The sequence below is a fragment of the Clavibacter nebraskensis NCPPB 2581 genome (genome assembly GCF_000355695.1).
In the GTDB taxonomy this organism is placed as follows: domain Bacteria; phylum Actinomycetota; class Actinomycetes; order Actinomycetales; family Microbacteriaceae; genus Clavibacter; species Clavibacter nebraskensis.
On record NC_020891.1, the window covers coordinates 456,748 to 480,707 of the forward strand.

At 71.8% G+C, this 23,960-nt stretch carries 26 protein-coding genes, 2 tRNA genes and 1 pseudogene; 21 read left to right on the top strand and 8 right to left on the bottom strand.

Annotated features, from left to right (window positions below):
- Nucleotides 1-119: 119 nt before the first annotated feature.
- Nucleotides 120-644 (bottom strand): hypothetical protein, encoded by a 525-nt coding sequence (locus tag CMN_RS02220; RefSeq protein ID WP_041465215.1) that lies wholly within the window; start codon nucleotides 642-644, stop codon nucleotides 120-122.
- 130 nt (nucleotides 645-774) lie between these two features.
- Here CMN_RS02220 and CMN_RS02225 point away from each other — a divergent pair, with 130 nt between their 5' ends.
- The gene (locus CMN_RS02225; protein ID WP_015489235.1) at nucleotides 775-1,500 is read left to right on the top strand and encodes a TetR family transcriptional regulator; all 726 of its coding nucleotides are present in this window, start codon (nucleotides 775-777) and stop codon (nucleotides 1,498-1,500) included.
- Nucleotides 1,501-1,567: 67 nt separating this feature from the next.
- On the opposite strand, the gene CMN_RS15525 is transcribed toward CMN_RS02225, so the two are convergent.
- The 4 genes and pseudogenes from CMN_RS15525 to CMN_RS02240 all read right to left on the bottom strand — a co-directional run bounded on the left by CMN_RS15525 (nucleotide 1,568) and on the right by CMN_RS02240 (nucleotide 5,387).
- Nucleotides 1,568-2,230 carry a phospholipase domain-containing protein gene (locus CMN_RS15525; protein WP_350339420.1) on the bottom strand — a complete coding sequence of 221 codons (663 nt, stop codon included), beginning with the start codon at nucleotides 2,228-2,230 and terminating at the stop codon, nucleotides 1,568-1,570.
- Nucleotides 2,231-2,401: 171 nt separating this feature from the next.
- Nucleotides 2,402-3,954: pseudogene (locus CMN_RS15530) on the bottom strand (phospholipase C); the annotation flags it as partial.
- 55 nt (nucleotides 3,955-4,009) lie between these two features.
- Complete coding sequence (locus CMN_RS02235) at nucleotides 4,010-4,642, bottom strand: alpha-ketoglutarate-dependent dioxygenase AlkB (RefSeq protein WP_015489236.1); 633 nt, start codon at nucleotides 4,640-4,642, stop codon at nucleotides 4,010-4,012.
- Nucleotides 4,643-4,706: 64 nt separating this feature from the next.
- Nucleotides 4,707-5,387, bottom strand: coding sequence for a Pr6Pr family membrane protein (locus CMN_RS02240; protein WP_015489237.1), 681 nt, complete (start codon nucleotides 5,385-5,387; stop codon nucleotides 4,707-4,709).
- A gap of 78 nt (nucleotides 5,388-5,465) precedes the next feature.
- On the opposite strand from CMN_RS02240, the gene lplAB reads away from it, so the two are divergent.
- Nucleotides 5,466-6,515, top strand: a complete 1,050-nt coding sequence (lplAB, locus tag CMN_RS02245; protein ID WP_015489238.1) for a lipoate-protein ligase LplAB — start codon at nucleotides 5,466-5,468, stop codon at nucleotides 6,513-6,515.
- Nucleotides 6,516-6,773: 258 nt separating this feature from the next.
- On the opposite strand, the gene CMN_RS02250 is transcribed toward lplAB, so the two are convergent.
- Nucleotides 6,774-7,058, bottom strand: a complete 285-nt coding sequence (locus CMN_RS02250) for a GNAT family N-acetyltransferase (RefSeq protein ID WP_011931728.1) — start codon at nucleotides 7,056-7,058, stop codon at nucleotides 6,774-6,776.
- 103 nt (nucleotides 7,059-7,161) lie between these two features.
- Between CMN_RS02250 and CMN_RS02255 the strand changes: the two genes are divergently transcribed.
- On the top strand, nucleotides 7,162-8,058 hold the full coding sequence (locus CMN_RS02255; RefSeq protein WP_015489239.1) for an amidase domain-containing protein: 897 nt from the start codon (nucleotides 7,162-7,164) through the stop codon (nucleotides 8,056-8,058).
- On the opposite strand, the gene CMN_RS02260 is transcribed toward CMN_RS02255, so the two are convergent.
- Both CMN_RS02260 and pgm read right to left on the bottom strand, forming a co-directional pair.
- Entirely contained in the window at nucleotides 8,055-8,549 is a 495-nt protein-coding gene (locus CMN_RS02260; RefSeq protein WP_015489240.1) for a ribosomal maturation YjgA family protein, read from the bottom strand. The two genes, CMN_RS02255 and CMN_RS02260, sit on opposite strands and share 4 nt — an antisense overlap.
- 62 nt (nucleotides 8,550-8,611) lie before the next feature.
- Nucleotides 8,612-10,252 carry a phosphoglucomutase (alpha-D-glucose-1,6-bisphosphate-dependent) gene (gene pgm, locus CMN_RS02265; protein ID WP_015489241.1) on the bottom strand — a complete coding sequence of 547 codons (1,641 nt, stop codon included), beginning with the start codon at nucleotides 10,250-10,252 and terminating at the stop codon, nucleotides 8,612-8,614.
- A 49-nt stretch (nucleotides 10,253-10,301) separates the two neighbouring features.
- Here pgm and pheA point away from each other — a divergent pair, with 49 nt between their 5' ends.
- The 18 genes from pheA (at nucleotide 10,302) to CMN_RS02355 (ending at nucleotide 23,934) form a co-directional block, all read left to right on the top strand.
- Nucleotides 10,302-11,258, top strand: coding sequence for a prephenate dehydratase (gene pheA / locus CMN_RS02270; protein WP_015489242.1), 957 nt, complete (start codon nucleotides 10,302-10,304; stop codon nucleotides 11,256-11,258).
- 51 nt (nucleotides 11,259-11,309) lie between these two features.
- Nucleotides 11,310-12,590 carry a serine--tRNA ligase gene (serS, locus tag CMN_RS02275; RefSeq protein WP_015489243.1) on the top strand — a complete coding sequence of 427 codons (1,281 nt, stop codon included), beginning with the start codon at nucleotides 11,310-11,312 and terminating at the stop codon, nucleotides 12,588-12,590.
- Nucleotides 12,587-13,408 carry an HAD family hydrolase gene (locus CMN_RS02280; RefSeq protein WP_015489244.1) on the top strand — a complete coding sequence of 274 codons (822 nt, stop codon included), beginning with the start codon at nucleotides 12,587-12,589 and terminating at the stop codon, nucleotides 13,406-13,408. The genes serS and CMN_RS02280 overlap by 4 nt, the downstream gene beginning before the upstream one ends.
- 171 nt (nucleotides 13,409-13,579) lie before the next feature.
- Nucleotides 13,580-13,664: transfer RNA gene (locus CMN_RS02285), tRNA-Ser, on the top strand.
- A gap of 16 nt (nucleotides 13,665-13,680) precedes the next feature.
- Entirely contained in the window at nucleotides 13,681-14,937 is a 1,257-nt protein-coding gene (locus CMN_RS02290; RefSeq protein WP_015489245.1) for an LCP family protein, read from the top strand.
- A gap of 174 nt (nucleotides 14,938-15,111) precedes the next feature.
- Nucleotides 15,112-15,405 carry a hypothetical protein gene (locus tag CMN_RS14605; protein WP_015489246.1) on the top strand — a complete coding sequence of 98 codons (294 nt, stop codon included), beginning with the start codon at nucleotides 15,112-15,114 and terminating at the stop codon, nucleotides 15,403-15,405.
- Nucleotides 15,406-15,876: 471 nt separating this feature from the next.
- A complete protein-coding gene (locus CMN_RS02300) occupies nucleotides 15,877-16,104 on the top strand; it encodes a hypothetical protein (protein WP_051057919.1) in 228 nt (75 codons plus the stop codon).
- A 57-nt stretch (nucleotides 16,105-16,161) separates the two neighbouring features.
- A complete protein-coding gene (locus CMN_RS02305; protein WP_051057920.1) occupies nucleotides 16,162-16,980 on the top strand; it encodes an efflux RND transporter periplasmic adaptor subunit in 819 nt (272 codons plus the stop codon).
- Complete coding sequence (locus tag CMN_RS02310; RefSeq protein ID WP_015489248.1) at nucleotides 16,977-17,684, top strand: ABC transporter ATP-binding protein; 708 nt, start codon at nucleotides 16,977-16,979, stop codon at nucleotides 17,682-17,684. Before CMN_RS02305 ends, CMN_RS02310 begins: the two co-directional genes overlap by 4 nt.
- Nucleotides 17,681-18,346: an ABC transporter permease gene (locus tag CMN_RS02315; RefSeq protein ID WP_041465216.1), complete on the top strand. Its 666-nt coding sequence runs from the start codon at nucleotides 17,681-17,683 to the stop codon at nucleotides 18,344-18,346. Before CMN_RS02310 ends, CMN_RS02315 begins: the two co-directional genes overlap by 4 nt.
- Before the next feature lie 127 nt (nucleotides 18,347-18,473).
- Complete coding sequence (locus tag CMN_RS02320; RefSeq protein WP_227077798.1) at nucleotides 18,474-18,860, top strand: ABC transporter permease; 387 nt, start codon at nucleotides 18,474-18,476, stop codon at nucleotides 18,858-18,860.
- A gap of 442 nt (nucleotides 18,861-19,302) precedes the next feature.
- Nucleotides 19,303-19,394: transfer RNA gene (locus tag CMN_RS02325), tRNA-Ser, on the top strand.
- A gap of 290 nt (nucleotides 19,395-19,684) precedes the next feature.
- Nucleotides 19,685-19,957 carry a hypothetical protein gene (locus CMN_RS02330; protein WP_015489249.1) on the top strand — a complete coding sequence of 91 codons (273 nt, stop codon included), beginning with the start codon at nucleotides 19,685-19,687 and terminating at the stop codon, nucleotides 19,955-19,957.
- Nucleotides 19,958-20,033: 76 nt separating this feature from the next.
- Complete coding sequence (locus CMN_RS02335) at nucleotides 20,034-20,891, top strand: zinc metalloprotease (protein ID WP_131666464.1); 858 nt, start codon at nucleotides 20,034-20,036, stop codon at nucleotides 20,889-20,891.
- On the top strand, nucleotides 20,888-21,628 hold the full coding sequence (locus CMN_RS02340) for an ATP-binding cassette domain-containing protein (protein WP_015489251.1): 741 nt from the start codon (nucleotides 20,888-20,890) through the stop codon (nucleotides 21,626-21,628). The genes CMN_RS02335 and CMN_RS02340 overlap by 4 nt, the downstream gene beginning before the upstream one ends.
- 29 nt (nucleotides 21,629-21,657) lie before the next feature.
- Entirely contained in the window at nucleotides 21,658-23,079 is a 1,422-nt protein-coding gene (locus CMN_RS02345) for a hypothetical protein (RefSeq protein WP_131666465.1), read from the top strand.
- On the top strand, nucleotides 23,076-23,387 hold the full coding sequence (locus CMN_RS02350; RefSeq protein ID WP_015489253.1) for a hypothetical protein: 312 nt from the start codon (nucleotides 23,076-23,078) through the stop codon (nucleotides 23,385-23,387). The genes CMN_RS02345 and CMN_RS02350 overlap by 4 nt, the downstream gene beginning before the upstream one ends.
- A 7-nt stretch (nucleotides 23,388-23,394) precedes the next feature.
- Nucleotides 23,395-23,934 (top strand): methyltransferase family protein, encoded by a 540-nt coding sequence (locus tag CMN_RS02355; RefSeq protein WP_231853773.1) that lies wholly within the window; start codon nucleotides 23,395-23,397, stop codon nucleotides 23,932-23,934.
- The last annotated feature ends 26 nt before the right edge of the window (nucleotides 23,935-23,960 follow it).

The following is a 23,960-nucleotide window of genomic DNA, read 5'->3' on the forward strand; positions in this document are numbered from 1 at the left end:
CGTTCTCACGCCCTGTGGAAGGCGTCCGGGAGCGCCCGCACGCCGCCCGCACGCGACGAGGCGGCGGGCTGAGGATCCCGCCCGCGGCCTCGCGTCCCGGTCGCGCGACTGGGGATGGATCAGCCGGCGCGGTGCGACTTCCCCACCTTCGGGAAGTCGAAGCAGTGGCCCTGGCCGCAGGGCCCGCTCTTCATGTACTCGCCGAGGCCCGCGACGAAGACGCCCAGCGCCAGGCAGGAGCGCCGCGAGAGGTCCAGGGTGATGCACAAGCCGCCGATGTACGCGGAGATGCCGATCGTGATGACCGTCTTCACGAACGGGCCCGGGACGTGGTACTCGTGGTTGCTCCAGAACGCCTTCGACTCGGCGATCCCGGAGGCGCCGCCCTCCTCGATGACCTCCGCCTTCGTGACCATCCGGCCGTCGGGCGACGCGAGGGTCCGCTGGATCGCCGCGGTCTCCGCGGCGCGGGCGGTCGACGGGGCGGTGTCCTGGATCTCGGAGCGGATCTCGGCGGCGACCTGCGCGTGGCTCTCGCCCTTCGCGGCCCACGCCTCGATGTGCTGTCCGCCCACGACGATGCCCTCGGTGGCGACCGTGGCGACCGTGGCGAGCTGGTCGGCGGTGATCCGGCCGCTCTTCACCTCGTGCTCGAATGACGAGCGCGCGTCCGCCGGAGTCGCGGCCCCGGCCGTTCACCCGGAGGTCGCCCTCCCGTCGATCCGCCCGCGTAGCCTCCGTCCACTCCCGCGCGGGAGCGGACGGGAGCGCGACATGAACCAGCGACAGCGGGCGGTGTCCCGGCAACGGCGCGAGATCGTGGAGGCGGCGGGAGCCCAGTTCGCCGCCCACGGCTACGAGGGCACGTCGTTCTCCCGCGTGGCCGAGGCGATGGGCAAGCCCAAGTCCGCCATCGGCTACCACCTCTTCGCGTCCAAGGAGCGCCTCGCGGGCGCGGTGGTCGACGACCAGGAGGATCGCTGGCTCCGCATCGAGGCGGCCCTCGACGAGACCGGTCCCCTGTCCGAGCTCATCGTCTTCCTGCTCACCGCCTCCCGCACGGTCGAGGTCTGCCCGGTCGCCGCGGGCGCGGTCCGCCTCCTCCATGACATGCCGCGCCTCGGCCTCGCCGTCGAGCGCCGCTTCGACGTGTGGGGTTTCACCCGCGGGCGCCTCGAGGCCGAGCTCGCGGCCCGGGGCGTCCACGGGGCCGATCTCGACGCCACCGTCGACGTGCTGCTCAGCGCCACCTTCGGCCTGCTCTCGTACCGGTCGCCGCGGCTGGCCGGCGGGGACGCCCTCGAGCGGCTGCGCAGCCTCTGGATCCCGCTGCTCGCCCACCTGGGGCTCGCCGACGTCGACGCCGTCGTGCGCGCCGCCCAGCCGCTCGACCTGGCGCTCGTGGAGGAGGACCGCCCGGACGCCTCCGAGGCGCACGTCGGGACGGGGCGCGGCGGCGCGGACGACGCCTCCGCGGATCGCGCCCGCGCCCGCGCCTGACGCGTCCCCCGCACGACGACGCCGGCCGGCCCCACGGCACCGGCCGGCGTCGTCGTGCGGCTCCGCGCTACTCCACGCGGCCCGCGAACCGGTACCGGAAGCCGGCGCCGTCGGTGACCACCACGTCGTAGTAGCCCCACTCGTTGACCGGCCAGTTCACCGTCGCGCTGCGCCCGGGCTTCACGGTCTCGTGGCGCTGGCGCGTGATGAAGTCGTTGGCCGTGAGCGTGTAGTGCACCGAGGGCGTCCCGTCGTTCGCGAGCGTGAGGCGCAGCACGGGCTTGCCGCCCGGGATCGTCTCGGCCGAGACGCGGGGAGCGGGCACGTCGTCCTTCCCCGCCGGGATCACGGTGCCCGCGAACCGGCGCAGGAACCGGTCGGGCCCGTAGACGCTGAAGTCGTACGCGCCCTGGTGCGCCCGGCTCTCCCACGTGTACGCGGCCGTCCCGCGCGCCGCCACGGTGAAGGGCGTCGAGGCGAACGGCAGCGCGATGTTCGGGAACACCTGGTGCGAGACGCCCTGCCGGCCGCCGTTGCGCATCGTCAGCGTCACCCGGCCGCTCGCGCGGTTGACGGCGACGTCCGCGTCCTGCCGGTAGGGGAGCGGGCGGTGGCGCATGGTGCCGTCCTCCTGCTCGGGCATCCGCTGCGCGCCCACGGCGGGCTCCTGCACGGGCGGCTTCGCCATGTCGGCGTCGGCGGCCGCGACGAGCGCCTGGGTCGCGCTCATCGGCAGCACCTCCCGGGCGGACGGGATCGAGAAGTCCGGGTGCGCGAAGTCGAAGCACGAGGTGAGGTCGCCGGAGATCTGGCGCCGCCAGTCGGAGATGTTCGGCTCGTGCACACCCGTCCAGGTCTCCAGGAACCGGATCACCGAGGTGTGGTCGAACACCTGCGAGTCGACCCAGCCGCCGCGGCTCCACGGGGAGACGACCGTGAGCGGCACGCGCGTGCCGTACCCGATGGGCAGGCCGTCGACGTACTCGTCGGGCGTGCCCGGCTCGGCGAGCGGCGGCAGCTGGTGGTCGAAGTAGCCGTCGTTCTCGTCGTAGTTGATGAGGAGGACCGTGCGCGCCCAGGTGTCGGGGTTGCTCATGAGCGCCTGGATCACGGCGTTCGTGTAGTGCGCGCCGTAGTCGGGGCTGGCCTTCGGGTGCTCGCTCCACCCGTACGGCGCCACGACGTAGGACACCTGCGGGAGCGTGCCCGCCGCGGCGTCCTTCCCGAACTCCTCGAGCAGGTGCGTGACGTCGAGGCCCTTCCCGGAGTCCGGCTTCCACCCATCGTGGAGCCCGCCGTCGAGCGCGAGCCGACGCGTCGCGGGATCCGAGGAGGCGAGCGCCTCGTGGTACTGGTGGAACAGCCACAGCGGGTTGTCGCCGTAGTCGCCCACGTAGGGGTGCGTGCCCTCGTCGCCGACCTCGTCGTTCGCGTACGTCTTCCACGTGACGCCGGCCTCGCGGAGCCGCTCGGGGTAGGTCGTCCAGCTGAAGACGGGGGCGTAGTCGTCGGGGTTGTCATTTCGGGGCCGCCGGCCCTCCCGCGCGGGTCGACCGTGCCGGTCCACTGGTAGAGGCGGTTCGGGGTCGTCGGGCCGATGAGCGAGCAGTGGTAGTGGTCCGCGATGGTGAACGCGGACGCGAGGGCGTGGTGGAAGGGCAGGTCGTCCTTCGTGAAGTAGCCCATGGTCTGCTCGCTCTTGGCGACCACCCAGTTGTCCCACGCGCCCTTGTTCCAGGCCTGGTGCCCGCCCTTCCAGGAGTGGTCGAGGCCGCCGGCGCCCTGCGCGTTGAAGCGGGACGACTCGAGCGGGAAGGGCAGCATGCGGCCGCCGTCGGCGCGGCTCGGGTCGGGCTGCGCGAACACGGTGCCGCCTCCGGGCAGCTCGACGGCCTGCTTGTCGCCGAAGCCGCGGACGCCCGGCAGCGTGCCGAAGTAGTGGTCGAACGAGCGGTTCTCCTGCATGAGGATCACCACGTGCTCCACGTCGCGGATGGTGTGCGTGAGCCCGCGGCGGGTGGCGGCGGCCGCGGCGGTGGCGCTCGCGGTGCCGGTGCCGGTGCCGGATCCCGCGGCGACGCCGGCCAAGATCGCGGCGGCGCCGCTCAGCAGGACGGTTCGGCGGCTGACGCCGGGGCGGACGGCGCCGCGGTACGGGCGCGAGGGGTCGAGCGGGGGCGCGGCGTCGACGCCGGCCTCGAGGTCGACGTCCGGGGCGTGCTCTTCGGGCTTGGAGGTGCTCACGGGGGCGGTCCTTCTTCCTGGATCGTGCCGATCCCTGTGGACGGGGGATCCCGCGGGACGGCGACGCGGAGGGCGCGCTCCGACGCGGGATCCCGCGGCGACGCGCGCTCGGCTCGACGCGGGGGATCCCGGCGGGTCGCGCCCGGGAGCGTCGATGCCAGGCGAGATCCTCCCCGCCGACGCGGAACAGCGCGTCGCGCGGAGCGACATCCGGCGGAATGCCTCCTGAACAGAGGGATCGTTCCCCCTCGCCGCCGTGGATCCGTCAGGCGGGCCAGACCGGCCGGAACTGGACGCTGATGCGCGGCCCGACCGCCTTCGCCGTCTTGAGGATGGCGTGCTCGTGGGTGCGCTGCGCGCTGCCGCCCATGACCACGAGGTCGCCGTGCCCGAGGGGGAAGCGCCGCACCTCGCCGCCGCCCTTCGGTCGCAGCGACAGCGTGCGCGCGGCACCCACCGAGACGATGGCGACCATGGTGTCGCGGTCGATGGCGCGCCCCACACGGTCGCCGTGCCATGCCACGCTGTCGTCGCCCGTGCGGTAGAAGCAGAGCCCCGCGGTCTCGAGCACCTGGCCGGGCGGGCGCCCGTAGTGCTCGTTCAGCGCGTCCCGCGCCTCGACGAGCACGGGCGCCGGCAGGGTCGCGCGCGGCCCGAACCACGACAGGAGCCGCGGCACCTCGACGGTGCGGCCGTGCATCTGCCGCGTGTCCGCAGTCCACTCCACGTCCTCCACGAGTCGCTCGAACAGCGCGTCGGAGTCGCTCACCCAGCCGGGCCGGATGTCGAGCCACGCGCCCTGCCCGAGGTCGAGCCGCTCGACCTCCGCGCCGAGCGCGCCGAGGCCCGGCTCCGCCTGGAGGTCGTCGAAGAGGGAAGCCTGGAACGCGATGCTCATGGCGCGAGCATAGCCCGGATGTTCGAACACGTGTTCGAATGTCGGTCGGGTGGGGAGAGCCCGGTCAGGCCTCCACGGGGCGGGACCCGCGGCGTCCAGCCCAGGTCAGCAACAGCGCCAGCCCGCAGATCAGCGCCACGATGACGGCGACCCAGATGGCGACCGTCCCGTACCCGCCGCCGCCCGTCGCGGGATCCAGGAACGGGTACGGGTAGTAGGTCGCCGCCCCCGTGACCTCGTTGCCAGTGAACGGCCCGCGGGCGAGCGTGACCGCGACCCAGACCAGCGGGAACACCACGACCCGGCCCACCGCGCCGGAGCCGAGCACCCGACGGTCGGGCGCGAGCAGCCAGTCGGCGAGCACGAGCAGCGGCACGGCCACGTGCAGCACCTCGTTCGACCACGGGAGGTTGCCGCCGGGGATCGTGGGCAGTCCGCGCAGCAGGAGGTTGTAGACGATGCCGGTGGTGACGATGTAGGTCGTGGTCGCGAGCCGGAGCGTCGTCCAGCCGCGCCCGGGCGCGGGGGCGCGCCGCAGCAGCCGCACGGCGCCGAGCCCCATCACCACCGCCGCGAGCAGGTTCGACTCGATCGTGAAGTACATGAGGAAGTCGACCGTCTTGCCCCAGATCCCCTCCACCCCAATGCTCCGCCAGTAGGAGGAGCTCACGACGTACTGGCTGGCGACCGCCACCAGCACGGCGACGGCGGTGAGGAGGCGGACGACCGCCCAGGTGATGCGCATGCCCCACCGTCCCACACGGGCCGGGCGACGGCGATCCGCGGACCATCGGCGCCCGCCGGCGCGGCCTAGGCTGGCGGGATGCATGGTGAGTACAAGGTCCCCGGCGGCAAGCTCGTCGTGGTCGACCTGGACGTGACCGACGGCCGCATCTCCGGCTTCCGCCTCGCGGGCGACTTCTTCCTGGAGCCCGACGACGCGCTCGAGGCGATCGACGGGGCCGTCAACGGCCTCCCGGAGGACAGCGACGCCGCCGCGATCACCGCCGCCATCCGCCGCGCGCTCCCGCCGGAGGCCACGCTCCTCGGCTTCTCGCCCGAGGCCGTCGCCGTCGCGATCCGCCGCTCGCTCGCCCGCGCCACGAACTGGGGCGACTACGAGTGGGAGGTCATCCACGATCGCGCCTACCGTCCCGTCGAGCAGATGGCGCTGGACCAGGTGCTCGCCGAGGAGGTCGGCGCCGGCCGCCGGAACCCCACGCTGCGCATCTGGGAGTGGGACCAGCCGGCCGTCGTCATCGGCAGCTTCCAGTCGCTCCGCAACGAGGTCGACGCCGAGCAGGCCGCGGCCCACGGGTTCGACGTCGTGCGCCGCGTCTCCGGCGGCGGCGCCATGTACATGGAGGCGGGCGCCGTCATCACGTACTCGATCTACGCCCCCGTCGACCTCGTGCAGGGCATGACCTTCGCGGACTCCTACGCCTACCTCGACGAGTGGGTCATCACCGCGCTCCGGTCGCTCGGCATCGACGCGTCGTACCAGCCGCTCAACGACATCACGAGCCCCAGCGGCAAGATCGGCGGCGCTGCGCAGAAGCGCCTGGGCGCCGGAGCCGTGCTGCACCACGTCACCATGAGCTACGACATGGACGGCGAGAAGATGGTGCAGGTGCTGCGCATCGGCCGCGAGAAGATCAGCGACAAGGGCATCACGAGCGCCGCCAAGCGCGTGGACCCGCTCCGCAGCCAGACCGGCATGAGCCGCGCGGACATCATCGACCGGATGAAGGACACCTTCACGGGCCTCTACGGCGGGAAGCCGGGTCAGGTCACGGCGGAGGAGTGGGCGAAGACCCGCCAGCTGGTGGACGACAAGTTCTCGACGCGGGAGTGGCTCACGCGCGTCCCCTGATCGGGGGACTGTCCGCCTGGCGAAGCGGGGATGTCCGCTCGGCGTCCGGGCTGTCCGCCGGACGACGGCGGGAGCGTCCGCGCGGATCCGGGCACCTAGAGTCTCATCGTCGTCCTTCCGGCCCCCGCGGGGCCGAGCGGCGACGCGGTCCGATCGAACCTCGTCAGGAGGCTCCGCTCGCGACCGCGGGCGACGGGGAGACCCGTCGGGGGGAGCGGACTCGCGAGGCGCATGCGTGCGCCTCGCGAGCGCACCGCCTCAGCCCCGCTCGAGCAGCTCCCGGTAGTCGGGGTGCTCGTCGATCCACTCCGCCACGAACGGGCACGCGGCCACGACCGTGCGGGATCCGCCGCGCACGTCGTCCAGCGCCGCCCGCACCAGCTCGCCGCCGAGGCCGCCGCGCCGCTTCGCGGGGTCGACCTCCGTGTGGGTGAAGACGATGCGGTCGCCCTGGATCAGGTAGTCTGCGAAGCCCGCGCGCTCGCCGTCGAGCCACAGCGTGTAGCGCGAGCCGTCGGGATCGTGGGTCACATCGACGCTCATCCCGCCACACTAGGCGCGGTGTCGCGTCGAGTCGATTCGCAGGGTGCGGGGTTACCCTGGACCTGCCCAGGACCCGGGTCCCCTCTACCTTCCGGAGCAGCACGTGATCGCCGACATCCGCCGCCGCAGCATCCTCGCCGCCGCGCTCGCGGTCCCCGTGACCGCCGTCCTCGCCGCCTGCACCCGCCAGGAGCCCGCGCCGCGCGCGATCCTCGGCGGCGGAGCCGATGGCCAGCCCGCCGCGTCCGGATCCTTGCCCGTCGTCTCCGCGGTCGAGCCCGCGACCCTCTCGGTGTCGGGCGGCGAGACCGTCACGCTCACTGGCGCCGGCCTCTCCGGCGCGACGGCCGTCATGTTCGCGGGCACCGCGGGCACCGATCTGAAGGTCGCGGGCGACGGATCCGTCACGGTCGTGGCGCCGCGCTCCACCGACTACGAGGACCGCTCCGCCGACATCCAGGTCATGGCCGGCGACTCGCCGCTCGCCGCCGCGACCGCCGCCTACGCGGCGCAGACGCCGGTCGACAAGCAGCTCCAGTACGCGCTCGCCCACTGGGACGCCTACAACCTCGAGGAGTACGGCAACTTCAACCCGTCCGGCGGCGACTGCGTCAACTTCGTCAGCCAGACCCTCATCCAGCGCGGCTGGCAGATGACGGACGAGTGGCACAACCGCGGCGGGGGATCCGACTGGACCTACGCGTGGATCCACGTGCCCACGTTCGACAAGTGGCTCACGGCGAACGCGTCCACGCTCGGCGTGAAGCGGCTCGAGCTCGCCGACCGCGACCAGCTGAAGGTCGGCGACATCGTCATCTTCGACTGGAACCGCAACTCCTCGCCCGACCACACGCAGATCGTCTCGGCCATCGAGCCGAAGGACGGCGGCAACGTCGTCAAGATGGTCGGCCACAACCTCGACAACGACTACCGCGACCTCGACACGACCATCACCACGGAGCACCCGGGCGCCGAGGTCCACTTCTGGAGCGTCGCCTAGCTCACCTCGATGCCCCGGCCGACCTGCAGCAGGCGGTCGACCAGGAGCACGAGCAGCACGCCGGCCGCGTACGCGGCGAGGTCGACGGGGTCATACCCCGTGCCGAGCAGCAGTCGGCACAGCGGCACGTGCAGGGCCCACATCTCGGGCCAGCCGGTGATCTGCAGCAGCTCGATCCCCGTGCACCACACGAGCACGGCCGCGCCGTGCACGACCGTGTCGACCCGCGGCATCACCGCGATGAGCGCGAGGTGCATCGCCGCGGAGTAGAAGACGTCGGGCCAGAGCCCGCGGCCGTCGCCGTGCGTGACGACCATGCCGGCCATGACCACCGCGAAGAGCGCCCCGAGCGAGACGATCCGCCGACGCGCGTTCCCGTCGGGGAGCCGGACGTCCCGGTCGACGACGGGCGCGGCGTCCGCCGGACCGTCGGCGGGCTGCATTGACGGCTCGTCCCAGACGAACGCGTCCACATCCCCGGAATGGCGCATGACCCCAGACTAGGCACCGCGGATGCGAACGCGCCCGGGGCGACGCCGCATCCGCGCGACCGCTACCCGTCGAGCGCCGCGTCCACGATCCGCTTGGCCTCCGCCTGCACCGCGTGCAGGTGGTCGAGCCCCACGAACGACTCGGCGTAGATCTTGTAGACGTCCTCGGTGCCGCTCGGGCGCGCGGCGAACCACGCGTTCGCGGTGACGACCTTCACGCCGCCGACCGCCGCGCCGTTGCCGGGCGCGGTGCTCAGCTTCGCCGTGATCGCGTCGCCCGCGACCTCCGTGGCCTCGATGGCGTCGCCGTCGAGCTTGCCGAGCGTGGCCTTCTGCGCCTTGGTGGCGGCCGCGTCCACGCGCTCGTAGACCGGGTCGCCGAAGCGCTCGGTGAGCTCGCGGTAGAGGACGCTCGGCGTCTTGCCCGTGACGGCGAGGATCTCCGACGCGAGCAACGCCAGCAGGATCCCGTCCTTGTCCGTGGTCCAGACGGTGCCGTCCATGCGGAGGAAGCTCGCGCCGGCGGACTCCTCGCCGCCGAAGCCCACGGATCCGTCGACGAGGCCGGGGACGAACCACTTGAAGCCGACCGGCACCTCCCAGAGGCGGCGGCCGAGCGACTCGGCGACCCGGTCGATCACGCTGGAGGAGACGAGCGTCTTGCCGATCGCCGCGTCCTCGCGCCACTCGGGGCGGTGCGCGTAGAGGTAGTCGATCGCGACGGCGAGGTAGTGGTTCGGGTTCATGAGCCCGGCGTCGGGCGTGACGATGCCGTGGCGGTCGGCGTCGGCGTCGTTGCCCGTGAGGATGTCGAAGTCGTCTTTGCGCGCGAGCACGCTCGCCATCGCCGAGGAGGAGGACGGGTCCATGCGGATCTTGCCGTCCCAGTCGAGCGTCATGAACGACCAGGCGGGATCCACCTCCGGGTTCACGACCTCGAGGTCGAGGCCGTAGCGCTCGCCGATCGCGGCCCAGTACTCGACCGACGCGCCGCCGAGCGGGTCCGCGCCGATGCGCACGCCCGCCTTCCGGATGGCCTCCATGTCGATGATGGAGCCGAGGTCGTCCACGTAGTGGCCGAGGAAGTCGTAGCCCTCGACGCGGCCGCGGGCCTCCTCGAGCGGGACGCGCTTCACGTCGACGAGGCCGCCCGCGATGATCGCGTTGGCGCGTGCGGCGATCCAGCCGGTGGCGTCGGAGTCGGCCGGGCCGCCGTGCGGCGGATTGTACTTGAAGCCGCCGTCGGCGGGCGGGTTGTGGCTGGGGGTGACGACGATGCCGTCGGCCACGTCGTCGTCGCCGTGGGCCTCGTCGCGGTTCCAGCGGAGGATCGCGTGCGAGAGGGCGGGGGTGGGGCACCAGGAGTCGCGGGAGTCGACGAGCACGCGCACGCCGTTGGCGACGAGCACCTCGAGCGCGGTGTCCTCGGCGGGCTTCGAGAGCCCGTGGGTGTCGCGGCCGATGAAGAGGGGGCCGGTGATGCCCTGCTCGGCCCGGTACTCCACGATCGCCTGCGTGATCGCGAGGATGTGGTCCTCGTTGAACGCGGTCTTCAGCGGGCTGCCGCGGTGGCCGCTCGTGCCGAACGCCACCTTCTGCTCCGGGTCCTCCACGTCGGGGTGGAGGTCGTGGTACGCCCGGATCAGCTCGTCGATGTCGATGAGGTCGGACGGGAGGGCGGCGGTGCCTGCGCGGTCATGCATGGATCCATCCTGGCACCGGGCCCCGCCGATTCCCATCTAGGGTGCAGGCATGGCCGAGACCCCGCGACCCGACGAGACCTACAGCTACCTCGGGCCGTCGGGCACCTTCACGGAGGCCGCGCTGAAGCAGGTGGAGGCGGCCCGCGGCCGCACCTGGCGCGCGGTGAACAACGCGTCCGAGGCGCTCGCCGACGTGGTCGCCGGCACCTCGGTCGCCGCCATGATCGCCATCGAGAACTCCGTCGAGGGCGGGGTGACGGCCACGCAGGACGCGCTCGCCAACATCCCCGGCTTGAGGATCCTCAGCGAGCACCTCGTGCCCGTCGCCTTCGACCTCGTGGTGCGGCCCGGCACGGCGCTCGCCGACGTGCGCACCGTCGCCGCGCATCCGGTCGCCTACGGGCAGTGCCGCCGTTTCCTGGAGCGCGAGCTGCCGACGCACGGCCACGTGCCCGCGTCCTCGAACGTGGCCGCGGCGCTGTCGCTGCTGGATGGCGGCATTGCGGACGCGGCCATCGCGCCGCCGCAGATCACCGAGAGCCAGCCGCTCGAGGCCGTCGCCCGCGGCATCGGCGACAACCCGAACGCCGTCACGCGCTTCGTACTGGTGGGCCGTGCCACCACGCTGCCCGCGCGCACGGGCGCAGACAAGACCAGCCTCATCGTCGAGCTGCCGGACGACCGCGCCGGATCCCTGCTCGACCTCCTCGAGCAGTTCGCGACCCGCGGCGTGAACCTCGCGCTCATCCAGTCGCGGCCCATCGGCGACGAGCTCGGCCGCTACCGGTTCGTCATCGACGCGGAGGGGCACGTGCACGACGAGCGCGTGGCCGACGCGCTCCTCGGGATCCGCCGCTTCAGCCCGCGCGTCACCTTCCTCGGCTCCTACCCGCGGGCCGACGGCACCCCCAGCACCTACCGCGCCCGGTACGAGGACGACGTCTTCCTCGAGGCGCGCGACTGGCTGCGCGGCATCGTCTCGTCCGAGCCGGGCGCGCGCGCCTGACGCGGCGGCGGACGCCCGGCCACGCCTGACCCGCTTCGTTAGAGTGACGGGGTGATCGATCCGCAGACCCTCCGCGACCATCCCGACCTCGTCATCGCCTCGCAGGAGCTGCGCGGCGCGTCCGTGGAGGTGGTCGACCAGGCGGTCGCCGCGGACTCCGAGCGCCGCCGGGCGGTCACCGAGTTCGAGGGCCTGCGCGCCGAGCAGAACGCGCACGGCAAGCTCGTCGCGAAGGCCGACAAGGCCGACAAGCCGCGCCTCATCGCCGAGGTGCAGGAGCTGAAGGCCCGCGTCACCGCCGCGCAGGAGCGGGCGCAGGAGGCCGAGGCCGCGCTCGACGAGGCCATGCGGCGGATCCCGAACATCGTCATCGACGGCGTCCCCGCCGGCGGCGAGGACGACTGGGCGCTCGTGCGCGAGGTCGGCGAGAAGCCCGTGTTCGACTTCGAGCCCCGCGACCACCTGGAGATCGGCGAGATCCTCGACGCGATCGACATGGGCCGCGGTGCCAAGGTCTCCGGCGCCCGCTTCCACTTCCTCACGGGGATCGGCGCGCGGCTCGAGATCGCCCTGATGAACTTCGGCCTCGCCCGCGCGCTCGAGGCGGGCCTCGTGCCGCTCATCACGCCCACGCTCGTGAAGCCCGAGATCATGGCCGGCACCGGCTTCCTCGGCGCCCACGCCGACGAGGTCTACCACCTGGACGACGACGACCTCTACCTCACGGGCACGAGCGAGGTGGCGCTCGCCGGGTACCACGCCGACGAGATCCTCGACCTGGCCTCGGGCCCCGTCCGCTACGCCGGCTGGTCGACCTGCTACCGCAAGGAGGCGGGCTCCTACGGCAAGGACACCCGCGGCATCATCCGCGTGCACCAGTTCCAGAAGCTCGAGATGTTCTCCTACGTCGACCCGGCCGACGCCGAGGCGGAGCACGATCGCCTGCTCGCGATGCAGGAGCGCATGATGCAGGACCTCGGCCTCACCTACCGCGTCATCGACACGGCGGCGGGCGACCTCGGATCCAGCGCCGCCCGCAAGTACGACGTCGAAGCGTGGATCCCCACCCAGGGCGCCTACCGCGAGCTCACCTCCACCTCGAACTGCACCACCTTCCAGGCCCGCCGCCTCGGCACGCGCTTCCGCGGCGAGGACGGCCGCACCTCGCCCGTCGCCACGCTCAACGGCACGCTGGCCACCACCCGCTGGATCGTCGCGATCCTCGAGACGCACCAGCAGGCCGACGGCTCGGTGCGCGTGCCGGAGGCGCTGCGGCCCTACCTCGGCGGCCTCGAGACCCTCGAGCCCGCGACGGCGAAGGCCGCCCGATGACCCCGCGCGTGCCCGACGCCGACCGCCTCCTCATCGCCCTCGACATCGACGGCACCCTCCTCGGCGAGGACGGCTCGCTCGACGACTCGGTCATCCGCGAGGTGCGGCGGATGGAGGAGGTCGGCCACGTGGTCATGCCCTCCACCGGCCGCTCGGTCGCCGACACCCTGCCGATCGTCGACCGCCTCGGGATCCACCCGGAGTACATGGTGTGCTCGAACGGCGCGATCGTGCTCGAGCGCGACGCCAGCGCCCCCACCGGGTACGGCCGCCGCTTCGTCGAGACGTTCGATCCCTCCGACGTGCTGCAGCGGATCCGCCCGCACCTCGCGAGCGGCCGCTACGCCGTCGAGGACGCGGAGGGCGTGTACCTCTACTCCGGCGGCGACTTCCCGGACGGCGTGCTGGAGGCCAACGGCCGCCACGTCGCGTTCGAGGAGCTGCTGCACGTGCCCGCGACGCGCGTGGTCGTCATCTCGCCCGGCCACGACATGGAGGACTTCCAGGACGTCGTCGAGCGCATGGGCCTGCACCGCGTGAGCTACTCCATCGGCTGGACCGCGTGGCTCGACATCGCGCCCGACGGGGTGAACAAGGCCACGGCGATGGAGCGCGTGCGCGAGCTCCACGACATCGCCCGCACGCACGTCATCGCCATGGGCGACGGGCGCAACGACATCGAGATGCTCGAGTGGGCCGGAGAGCACGGACGGGGCATTGCGATGGGCCAGGCGCCGGCCGAGGTCATCGCCGTCGCCACGGAGGTCACGGGGCCCATCACCGAGAACGGCGCGGCCGCGGTCCTCGCCCGGCTCTGACCTCCGGCGGCGGCCGATTCCCCGGCTGGGGAGAGTTCAGCCGCCTCCGATCCTCCGCGTGCGAGAGTGACGCATCCCGCGCGGTCACCCGGCCGCACCACCGCGGGCCGACCGGCCACCGGTAGGATCCTGATCGATCGCACGTCGCCCGCCACGCGGGAGCGCGCATCGGGAGGGCTGTCCGAGCGGCCGATGGAGCCAGTCTTGAAAACTGGTGGGCAGAGATGTCTCGTGGGTTCGAATCCCACGCCCTCCGCCCGGAGAGGATCCGCATGAGCGACGCGCCCCTGCGCCCCCGGCGAACCGCCGCGGCCCCCGTCATCGCCCGCCACGGCCGGCTCGGACGACCGAGCGCGGCGCGCACCCTGCTCAAAGGCGTCGCCATGGGCGTCGCGGTCCTGCTCGTCAGCGGGCTCTCTGTCGGCACGATCGCGCTCTGGGATCTGAACAACTCCGTCCAGGCGAACACCGTCGACATCAGCGACGGCACCGAGCAGACCACGGTCGGCGTCGGCGCGCTCGACGGCGGGTTCAACGTGCTGCTCGCGGGATCCGACACGCGCCAGGGCCAGGGTGACGGCTACGGCAAGACCGACGGCGCGCTCAACGACGTGAACATGGTGCTGCACGTCTCGGCCGACCACTCGCAGGCCACGGTCGTCAGCCTGCCGCGCGACATGGTCGTGCCCATCCCGGCGTGCGCGCGCAGCGACGGATCCGGCACCGCGCCCGCGATGTCCGCCGCGCCGCTCAACACGGCGCTCTCCGACGGAGGCCTCCCGTGCGTCGCGAAGACCGTCGCCCAGTTCACGGGCCTCGACATCCCCTACGCGGCGCTCATCGAGTTCAACGGCGTCATCGAGATGTCCAACGCGGTCGGCGGCGTGCCCGTCTGCCTCGCGAGCCCCCTCAAGGACAAGCGGACGGACCTCGACCTCCCTGCCGGCGAGAACACGCTGCAGGGCAAGGAGGCGCTCCAGTTCCTCCGCACGCGCCACGCGGTCGGCGACGGCAGCGACCTGGCCCGCATCAGCAACCAGCAGGTGTTCCTGTCGGCGCTCGTGCGCACGATGAAGCAGTCGAGCACGCTCTCGGATCCCACGCGCGTCTACGGCCTCGCCAAGGCGGCGGTCGACAACATGCAGCGCTCCACCTCGCTCGACTACCAGACGATGGCGTCCATGGCGCTGGCGCTCAAGGACATCCCGCTCGACCAGGTGCGCTTCCTGCAGTACCCGGGCACGACGGCGGGCACCGGCGTCTACGCCGGCAAGGTCCAGCCGCTGAAGGCGGACGGCGACCAGCTCATGGAGCTGCTGAAGGCGGACGCGCCGTTCGAGGTCAAGGCCGGCAACACCGGTCTGGGCGCGGTCACGGAGCAGCCCGCAGCGTCGACGCCCGCGCCGTCGGCGAGCGCTCCCGCGGCGGGCGGCGGATCCCAGCCGGCCACGTCCGCGCCCACGGTGCTGCCCGAGGCGATCACGGGCACCGACGCGGGAACGGTCACCTGCTCCAAGGCGTTCAAGTGACGCGTCACCACGCGGAAAGCGGTCGGCGCATTTCCTGATATGCGTGATACCGACGAAGCCTCTATGCCTTAGCGAATGGAATCGATCTCGTCAATGACCTTCTGAGAAAAGGACTCCGCTGGTTGGATGTGCATCGGCTGGTCCGGATCGGGCCGCCCTTTCACATTCATTCAAGTGAGGAATGCCATCAAACGATCTCGTGCACGTCGGAGTGCGCTCGCGGTCATCGGAGCGACCGCGGTCGCGGCCTTGGCGTTGACGGCCACGCCGGCGATGGCGGACACCACCACCGTCGGGGGCGACCTGAACAAGAGCGGGTCCCTCGTGCAGTACGACTACACGCGCACCCACACCTTCACCGGTCTGATCACCCTCGGCATCACCCAGATGCCGGGCTCCAACCTGCTTCGTCTGGGTCTGCGCAACATGAACGCCTCGGGCGGGCCGCAGTTCACGGATTCCCTGTAGTGGACGGAGAACGCGACCAAGGAATTCACCTCGGGCGGGACGACGGAGATCCTGCGATCGACGCGCTTCGCGTTCCAGGGTCGGATGGGGTCGTGCGGCCTCTTCTGCGGTGTCCATTGGGAGGGGGCCCTGAACTACTGACGACCGACCGGCGCGGCGGGTCCGAGACCCTCAGGCCCGTCGCGCCCGGAGTCGTCCCACCGACCACGGAGGAACGAAGGAAAATGAGAGCCACGATATCCGGACGGGTCATCGTCGTCGCGTGCGCGACATTCACCGGATGCTCGTCCGGTGGCGGCGGCGGAGGCGGGTTCACGTCGCGTGACGAGATCAACGAGTCGTTCGTAGACAGCGTCTCCGAGCTGCAGTTCCCGCCGGGCACCACGCCCCCCGACGGCCATCCCCGGCATTGACGCGGACGCAGCGGGCACATCGTACCAGAAGATCTACGGCGACACCCGCGCCCACTACGTGTGGCAGTGCGCGTGGGAGAAGGAGTGGCTCGCCAAGCGGGCGGCGGACCCGGCTGCTGCCGCCGCCGCTCTGGAGCAGCTGGCCACAGCGCCGGACATGCCCTACCTCGCGGACCCGCAGCGGACGGATGACGCCACGAGGCGGATCTTCCAGGAGAACCTCGACAAGGCCAAGCTCGGCGATCCGAGCGCCATGCAAGAGGACGTGGACGTGAACTGCTCATGACGCACCGGGCGCGGTCGCGTGCGCGGTGGGGGGGCTCCGGGTGCGGCGGGCCTCGCGATGTTCCTGGTCGGCTGCGCGCCGTCCGCCGTGCCGGAGGACCAGCCCGGGTCGTCCAGCCCCTCCACGGTCGAGGTCACGACGAGGGACCTGGCACCGGTCATCTCGCTGACCGGATCCGTCACCGCGAGCGCGACGTTCTCGGTCCTGGCGCCGCGGAGCGGTGACGTGCAGTTCGCGTCCGGGGTGAAGGCGGGGGCGCGGGTCGCAGCCGGGGATCTCCTCGTGACGGTGGGAGGTGCCGAGGTGCGCACGCCCGTCGATGCGGTCGTCGGCGAGTCCCGCGCAGCGCCGGGGGCATCCGTGCCGAACCGCTATCCGGTCGCCTCCCTGTCCTACTCGGGCTTCGCGGTCGCGGGGGCCATCGACCCGGATCTCTCGTGGCTCCTGCTCTCGGCCCCCGTGACCGGCCGTGGGCAGATCTCCTCAGGCCCGGGGCCCTTCGACTGCGCCGCCGTCGTCACGTCCGCGAGCGCACCCGCGGGAGGGGCGGGTGACTCGATCGGATCATCCGGCGCCGCCGACCCGGCCAGCATGCTCTGCCTCGTCCCGAAGGAGGTGGACGCGGCCGTGGGGGCCCAGGCGATCACCGTCCTCACGGCCACGACCGTGCCCGCTGCCACGGTGCTCCCGCTGTCCGCGGTCGCCGGGCGCTCCGGCTCCGGGGAGGTGACGGTGCTCGAGGGGGACGAGCGCCGGCCGACCTCGGTGGCGCTCGGGTCGAGCGACGGGCAGTACATCCAGATCCTCTCCGGCGTGGTGCCGGGGCAGGTCGTGGATGCGACGGCGCCGAACCTGAGCGACAAGCGGGTCCCGTGACGGAGGTCCTGGTCGCGCGGGGCCTCACGGTCGACGTCCATCTCACGCGGAAGCAGTCCCTGAGGACCGTCGACGGGGTGGACCTCGTGGTCCTGGCCGGGGCAGCCCATGCCATCGTGGGGCGATCCGGGTCGGGGAAGACGAGCCTGCTCTCCGTCCTCGGCCTGCTCGACGCGCGGTTCACGGGCGAGCTCCGCCTCGGCGGCACGGACGTCCGGAGCCTGTCGGACGCGGCACGAGCACGACTCCGCAACGAGGGGATCGGCTTCGTCTTCCAGTCGTACTCCCTCATGCCCCAGCACACCGCCCTCCAGAACGTGCTCCTGGCCACGGAGTACGGGCCCAGGTCGCGCCGCGGAGGAGCGAGGGCTCGCACCGACGCGTCCCGGCGGGCCCTCGACCAGGTGGGGTTGTCGGACAAGGCCGCCGCCTTCCCGCGGCAGCTCTCGGGCGGCGAGCAGCAGCGCGTCGCGATCGCGCGTGCCCTCGTCAACGAACCCCAGCTGATCCTCGCCGACGAGCCCACCGGGGCGTTGGACGAGTCGACCGGCGAGCAGATCATGTCGCTCCTGATCGATCGAGCTCGACGCGCGGGCTCCGCTCTGGTGATCGTGACGCATGATCCGCTCATCGCGGCGCGCTGCGAGCGACGCTTCTCGATGAGCGGCGGTCGCCTCGAGCAGGTGGCGGGGGAGATCCGATGAGGGCCGCCTGGAAGGACCTGCGGCTCAATCCCCTCCGGTCTTCGCTCACGGCGCTGAGCCTCTTCGTCGGGATCCTGTCGATCGTCGTGATCGTCGCCGGTGGGGCCGTCGCCCGTGACTACCTGCTCGCCGTCGCGGAGCAGCGGGACGGCCGGGCCCCCACCGAGGCGATCAGCGTCGGCGTCGAGCCGACGACGGACCCGAGCGGCGTCGCGCGCTTCATCGACCACCTCCCGCAGTCATCAGCGCGGGCGGTCTCGGCGCGCGTGGACCTGGCCTCACCGCTGGACGTGGCCCCGATCCCCTCCCCCGGGCAGCCGGTGTCACGCAGCGGCGTGCAGGCCGTGCTGGTCGCGGGCGACCTGCCGGGTGTCCGGCGTCTTTCTCTGGTGTCGGGGCGCTGGCTGTCAGCGGACGACGTGACGGCGCCCTTCGAGGTGGTCGTGAACGAGGAGGCGGCACGTGTCCTCGGCGTCGAGGGGTCGGGCGTCAGCCTGTCCGGCGCCCGGGACGGCGTCGCGTCGACGGGGCTCGTCGTCGGCGTCGTCAACGACGGGGAGGACTCGCAGGCGAACGCGTACGTGAAGGCCGCACCACTCCTCGCGCGCGCCTCAACTGGTCAGCGTCACGGGAGTCCAGCTCCTCTGGCACTCACCCGGTGACGCGGAAGCCGACATCGACTCGGCCGTGGCCGACATGGCGTCGGATGCGGGACTGGGCGCACCGGAGAGCGCACGTCGGGTCGACACGGTACGGACGTACCTGGAGCCCATAGCCGCCGTGCAGGCCATGTTCGGCGTCGCGGCAGCGCTCGCGCTCTTCGTCGCGGCGCTGGGGATCGTGAACGTCGGGCTCTCGAGCATCCGCGAGCGTGCGCGCGAGCTGGTGATCCGGCGGGCGATCGGCGCGACGCGCGGCCAGGTGTTCCGGCTCGTCATTTCGTCGTCCATCCTCCTCGCGGTCATCGTCGCCACCGCCAGCATCGCCGTGAGCGTCCTCCTCGTCGCCCTCGTGCCTCGGTTACTGCCACCGGACTCGCCCGTGACCGTCCCGGCGTATCCGCTGCCCGCGGCGGTCTGGGCTCTGGTCGTCTCGGTGCTCACGGCGGTGGTCAGCTCCGCGTTCCCCGCGTGGCGGGCCGCGCGCGTCGAGCCCGCGGTGGCTCTCCGCGAGTGATCGACGGCGCCGAGCGCTCTGGCCTCAGAGCGCTCGCGGTCGTCTCGGTGCTCGTGCGCGGGGAGGGCGACGGGGCCCCGCCGCACACCCTATGCAGCAGGGACCCGTCTATCTCGTTCAGCTTTCGACCCGAATCCTCCGCCGGACGAGAATCTCGTGTTCTCGCCCACGGGGGGGCTCGCGACGTCGTCGCGTGCGTGAGGGTGAGCGGCGCCGGTTCGGGGGATCCGGGACCGCGGCCACGTGGGCGAGCGGGACATCTCTGGGCTGACACGTCGACACGCGGGGGCAAGCCGGTCGGGTCCGGCACACGCGTCGTCAGAGACACTACGTGTCCGTCGAATGGGGGACAACCGCACCGCACCCCCCCGTTCGGGTAGGCGTCGCGGTGCGCGGGGATGTGACGAGGCCGCCGCGTCCGGTACAGTGGACGGGTACGTCTGGAGACGTCGCATAGTTCGGCCTAGTGCACCACCCTGCTAAGGTGGAGTACCCGTATGGGTACCGTGGGTTCAAATCCCACCGTCTCCGCCATCTCCGGTCGCCGGTGATCGCGACCAGTCGGTCCGGATCACTGGCCTTCTCCCCGGCGCCGACGGCCCCCTTCCCGGTCCGCCGGACGCCGGCGTGGGTCCCGACGTCACGCGATCGAACCGCGACGGTGATGCCCGATGACCCCGCGGGTCGCCACGCCGGTCCGGTGAGCCTGGCCTGGCAGAGCCTGCCCGTCGTGGCTTCGGCGATGTGGAGAACTGCTCCTCGCGGGTCGGCAGGACACTAGCTTCAGCGCAGAGCGCGCATGCCATGCGTCGCCACAGCGAGGGATGAAGATGTCAGCATTGGTCAGGTCAGAGCACGCATTCGAGTCGGATGTCGCCGAGCTGGAGGCGGCTCTCGCGCTGCCGTCCTTCTCGCCGGCCCTCCTCGACGAAGACGCGGAAGCGGCGGTCGAGGCGGATTGGGGCATCGTCGCGGCAGTCGCCGCTCTGCTCGGCCTCGCGATCGCGGTGGTCGCGTACATCTGCAGCGTCTGCGAAGCGAGGTCGTTCGACGCGTGTCGCGACGCGGTCGTGAACTACTTCGGCGGGGGCTGCTGACCCCGTGCGATACCGGGCAGTCCACGTCGACGCGGCGTTCGCGCTCGCGCCGGGTGTGACTGTGGAGACGGGGTGCGTGCGCGACGTCATGGGACGCGCGCACCCCGTCGACGGGTACGGGGAGCTCATCGCGAAGAACTGCCGTGTGGCTGTCGCCTCTCGAGAGCTCACCAGCGTCATGGCCGAGCTGTCCGGCACCCCGGCGGAGCAGGTCGAGACGGCGTTGCTCCACTACGCGCAACAGCTCCACTCACGGAACCTCATCTCCGTCCACCAGTCGTTCCTCGTCGAGCTCTACTGGGAGTTCGTCCTCTGGCCGACGGACCTCATGCTCCTCCTCGGGACCCGGAGGATGCCTCCACCGAGATTCTCCTCCCGTCGCATCTACCCATCGACGGTCCTCCATCTCGCGCGAGCAGTGGTGGAGAGCTTCTCGTTCCTCACCGTCGCCTCCCTCTGCCTGACCTTCGTCGTCATCGCGGCGACGCTGATCCTCGATCCCCTCGTCCCGCGGCTGGACATCGAGCGCTCCGGGGTCCTGGCCCTCGTCGCGGCGAGTGCCACACTCCTCGTGCTGCTCGCCGCGTTCGTGCACGAGATGGGGCATCTCCTCGCCTGCCGTCTGCTCGGCATCCCCGTCCTCGGCATCCAGGCGCGGCGCGGCGCGACTTCCGTCCTCATGCCTCGCGCCAGAGGGCGGCAGCTGCGCGCGGCCGTCCTCGCGGGTCCCGCGGCCGGCGCGCTCTTCTGCATGGCGTCAGCTGCTGTGGCGTTGGGCATCCCCTCTCCGGGCTGGCAGTTCGCGACCATCGACAACGTGCGCCTGAGTCTGGGTCTGGTCTCACTCCTGATCGGGGTCGCTCAGCTCGTGAGCCTGCTGCCGCTGGCCGGGGACGGGCGTGCGCTCCGGGACCTCGGGCGGGAGCGCAGGTGAGCGTGTTGCGCGTCTCCGACCTCCAGGTGCGCTACCGGGGGTTCACGCTCGGCCCGGTGGACCTCGTCCTCGAACGCGGTGACTTCGCCTCGTTGATCGGACCGAACGGGTCCGGCAAGAGCACTCTGATCCGGGCCGCGCTCGGGCTGGAACCCGGTATGGCCTCTGGGACGGTCGAGATCCTGGGTCAGCCGGCTCTCCGACGCCCGAGGCAGACGTTCTCGAGAGTGTCGTACGTCACCGATTCCCCACGCGACGTGCTCGCGGAGTTCACGGCGCGCGAATACTGGGACTACTGCCGAATCGCGTTCGAGTCGGCGCGCGGGGAACCCATCGAAGGGTGGGACGAGAGGGCGGACGTCTATGCCGCCATGCTGGACTTCCCGGCCGACCAACGGCGCCCCATCTCGGCCCTAAGCCTCGGGACGGCGAGGAAGGCGCAGATCATCGCCGCCCTGCTGCCCGCGCCCGACCTCGTGGTTCTCGACGAGCCGTTCATCGGCCTGGACTTCATCGCCTCCCGAGCCTTCGAAGCCCTTCTCCTCCAGCTCAAGCAGAGCCAGGTCTCCGTGCTCGCATCGAGCCACGACCTCGATCTCGCGGCACGGGTCGCAAATCGCATCCTCGTCCTCCGAGAGGGCCGGCTGCTCCTCGACGAGCAGGTCTCCGCGCTGACGGGAGGAGTCGAGGAGGCGGTGATCTGCGCGCTCGCGAGCGCCAGGACGGCGTCGAGCTGATGCGCGTGATATTCGGTCTCATCCCGGGCATGGGCGAGCTCGCCCTTCGACGCCTCACCCTGACGCAGAACGTGACGTGGCCCCGGTGGCGTCTCTACGCAGGTCTCGCGATCGCGGTCATCGCCATGAGCACCACCGGAACGGTGCTCGCCTATGTCGACAGGCCGAGCGATCCGCTGGTGGCGTCGTTCTACCGGCCCGCGATCCTCGTGATCATGTCGATCCTCGCCGGGGCAGCGGTCATGGCGATGGAGGGGAGCCGTGATCGCTCCGGATCCACCGAGCGCGCACTGGGCGTCCTGCCCCTGCGTCGGCATGAGGCCGCGTCCCTCGTGCGTCTCCCCTCGCTCTGCGTGGCGGCCCTGGTCGTCCTCGTCCCGATCTGCCCGGCTGCGGCCGCGCTCGTCAGCATCGGCACTGGCCTCGAGGATGCGCTGCGCGCGATCCTCATCGCCTTCTGCGCGGGGATGGTCACGGTCGCCGTGCCCTACCTCGGCGTGTCCTTCCTCATGCGATCGCGAACATGGGACTCGGTGAGGGTGCCCACCGCTCTCGTCCTCTGGGGCGTCGTCTACGTGTGGCAGGTGGGGGTGGCGTTCCGCTCGTTGGCGGGCACCGGGATCCCCGCCTACCTCCCGCTCGCGAGCGCGCTGACGGACGCTCTGCACGGCACCACGTCGGTACCCGCGGCCCGAGCGATATGCGTCACGGCTCTCGTCAGCCTCGTGGCCGTGGCCGTCGAGTTCTCCGTGTCCGGACGCCGAGGCCGGGCTCCCGCCGTCCTCCTCCGCTGGCATGGCCATGGCGCGGCCGGGCGCGCCCTCGGGGAGTTCCGGTACGCACTCCGCGATCCGGCCCTGCGGGCCAACGTCGCGCTCGGGATGCTCATGGCGTCCGTCGTCGTCGCCGGGTTCCTCCAGCTGCCGAGCGCGCTCCGTGCTCAGAGCGAATCCCTCGTGCTGCTGGTCGTCGGCGTGTTCGCCGTGTCCGTCTCCCGTTCAGTCCGGGGCATCTACCCCGCGTCGGTTCCTGTGCAACGGCTTCTCAACATCACGGCGACATCCTGGGCTTCATCGACCGCATCGGTCGTCGCTGCGATGGTCGCGCTGATGTTCCTGCCGTGTGTCGCGTTGACCTGGGATGCGACGGACGTCGGCGGTGTGACGCTGCTCCTGGTCGGCGCGTGGGCGCTCGCCGCCGCCCTGGCGGTAGGGGTGGGGGCGATCCTCCCGGTCGGTGCGCGCAACGTCCTCGGACACGGGGTGGCCGGCGGGCTCTCCATAGGGGGCTACATCACCGCGTTCCTGTCAATGCAACAGGCTGCAGGCGGCATGACCGGCGCGTTCGCGGGGGCTGCGGTCGCCCTGCTCGTGGTCGCGATCCTCGTCGCGGTCCTATCCGAGAACTTCCGATGGCGACCGCGGTCGCCGCGCCGAGGAGGCATTGCATGAGCACGTCCACGACCCGCATCCACCGCACCATGATCTGGCCGGGCATCGCGTCCGCCCTGCTCTGGCTCCTAGGACTCCTCATCGCGGGGGTGAGCTTCGTCAGCGTCTCCGGCGCCGCCCGCGCCGCGTCCGACGGGACGTCGCTGCCGAGCGGCTTCCTGGGGCTCCCGCTCTTCGAGGGATTCCATGCCCATGGGCGTTTCGGCGTCCACCCGCAGTGGGGGCTCCTCGTGCTGCTGATCGTGCCCGCGGTGGTCGGCATCGCCCTGTCCCTCGTCGCGCTCCGGCGCCTGCGTGAGCATGACTGACGCGATCATGCTCGCGGTGCTCCTGTCGCTGGCCGGAGCCACGGAGATCGTCTTCGCCGGGCGGGGGAACGGCGCAGCATCTCCGCGTGGTGTCGCGACCGACCGCCTCATGCAGATCATGACGGTCCTCGCCATCGCCGGGCCACCGCTCACCTCGCTCGTATTCGCCCGGGCCCCATCAGTCGTGGCCGTGGGTGCGGGATGCGCTCTGGCCACCGGCGGCCTCGTCCTCCGGGTCGCCGCGATGCGCGCGCTCGGCAGCCGCTTCCAACTCACCCCGCGCCCGGTCGCGGAGTCACCCGCACTCGTCGTGGCGGGTCTCTACCACGTCGTCAGGCACCCCGGGTACACCGCGCTGCTGATGTTCTTCGCCGGAACGTCCCTGGTCGGCGGCGGTCTCGCCGGGCTGGCCTTCGTCGCGCCCTTGGTGGCGGGAGTGCTGGTGCGCATCCGCGTCGAGGAAGCCATCCTCCGCCAGGAGTTCGGCCCCACCCACGTGGCCTATGTGGAGGACGTGAGATGGCTGCTCGTTCCGATGGTCCGATGACGCACCAGGATCGTGTGCCCGGTCCG

Coding starts and splice junctions, on each gene's coding strand:
- CMN_RS02225 (WP_015489235.1), top strand. CDS start 775: ATGAACCAGCGACAGCGGGCGGTGTCCCGGCAACGGCGCGAGATCGTG.
- CMN_RS15525 (WP_350339420.1), bottom strand. CDS start 2,230: ATGAGCGCGACCCAGGCGCTCGTCGCGGCCGCCGACGCCGACATGGCG.
- CMN_RS02235 (WP_015489236.1), bottom strand. CDS start 4,642: ATGAGCATCGCGTTCCAGGCTTCCCTCTTCGACGACCTCCAGGCGGAG.
- CMN_RS02240 (WP_015489237.1), bottom strand. CDS start 5,387: ATGCGCATCACCTGGGCGGTCGTCCGCCTCCTCACCGCCGTCGCCGTG.
- lplAB (WP_015489238.1), top strand. CDS start 5,466: ATGCATGGTGAGTACAAGGTCCCCGGCGGCAAGCTCGTCGTGGTCGAC.
- CMN_RS02250 (WP_011931728.1), bottom strand. CDS start 7,058: ATGAGCGTCGATGTGACCCACGATCCCGACGGCTCGCGCTACACGCTG.
- CMN_RS02260 (WP_015489240.1), bottom strand. CDS start 8,549: ATGCGCCATTCCGGGGATGTGGACGCGTTCGTCTGGGACGAGCCGTCA.
- pgm (WP_015489241.1), bottom strand. CDS start 10,252: ATGCATGACCGCGCAGGCACCGCCGCCCTCCCGTCCGACCTCATCGAC.
- pheA (WP_015489242.1), top strand. CDS start 10,302: ATGGCCGAGACCCCGCGACCCGACGAGACCTACAGCTACCTCGGGCCG.
- CMN_RS02280 (WP_015489244.1), top strand. CDS start 12,587: ATGACCCCGCGCGTGCCCGACGCCGACCGCCTCCTCATCGCCCTCGAC.
- CMN_RS02290 (WP_015489245.1), top strand. CDS start 13,681: ATGAGCGACGCGCCCCTGCGCCCCCGGCGAACCGCCGCGGCCCCCGTC.
- CMN_RS02305 (WP_051057920.1), top strand. CDS start 16,162: ATGTTCCTGGTCGGCTGCGCGCCGTCCGCCGTGCCGGAGGACCAGCCC.
- CMN_RS02315 (WP_041465216.1), top strand. CDS start 17,681: ATGAGGGCCGCCTGGAAGGACCTGCGGCTCAATCCCCTCCGGTCTTCG.
- CMN_RS02320 (WP_227077798.1), top strand. CDS start 18,474: ATGTTCGGCGTCGCGGCAGCGCTCGCGCTCTTCGTCGCGGCGCTGGGG.
- CMN_RS02330 (WP_015489249.1), top strand. CDS start 19,685: ATGAAGATGTCAGCATTGGTCAGGTCAGAGCACGCATTCGAGTCGGAT.
- CMN_RS02345 (WP_131666465.1), top strand. CDS start 21,658: ATGGGCGAGCTCGCCCTTCGACGCCTCACCCTGACGCAGAACGTGACG.
- CMN_RS02350 (WP_015489253.1), top strand. CDS start 23,076: ATGAGCACGTCCACGACCCGCATCCACCGCACCATGATCTGGCCGGGC.
- CMN_RS02355 (WP_231853773.1), top strand. CDS start 23,395: ATGCTCGCGGTGCTCCTGTCGCTGGCCGGAGCCACGGAGATCGTCTTC.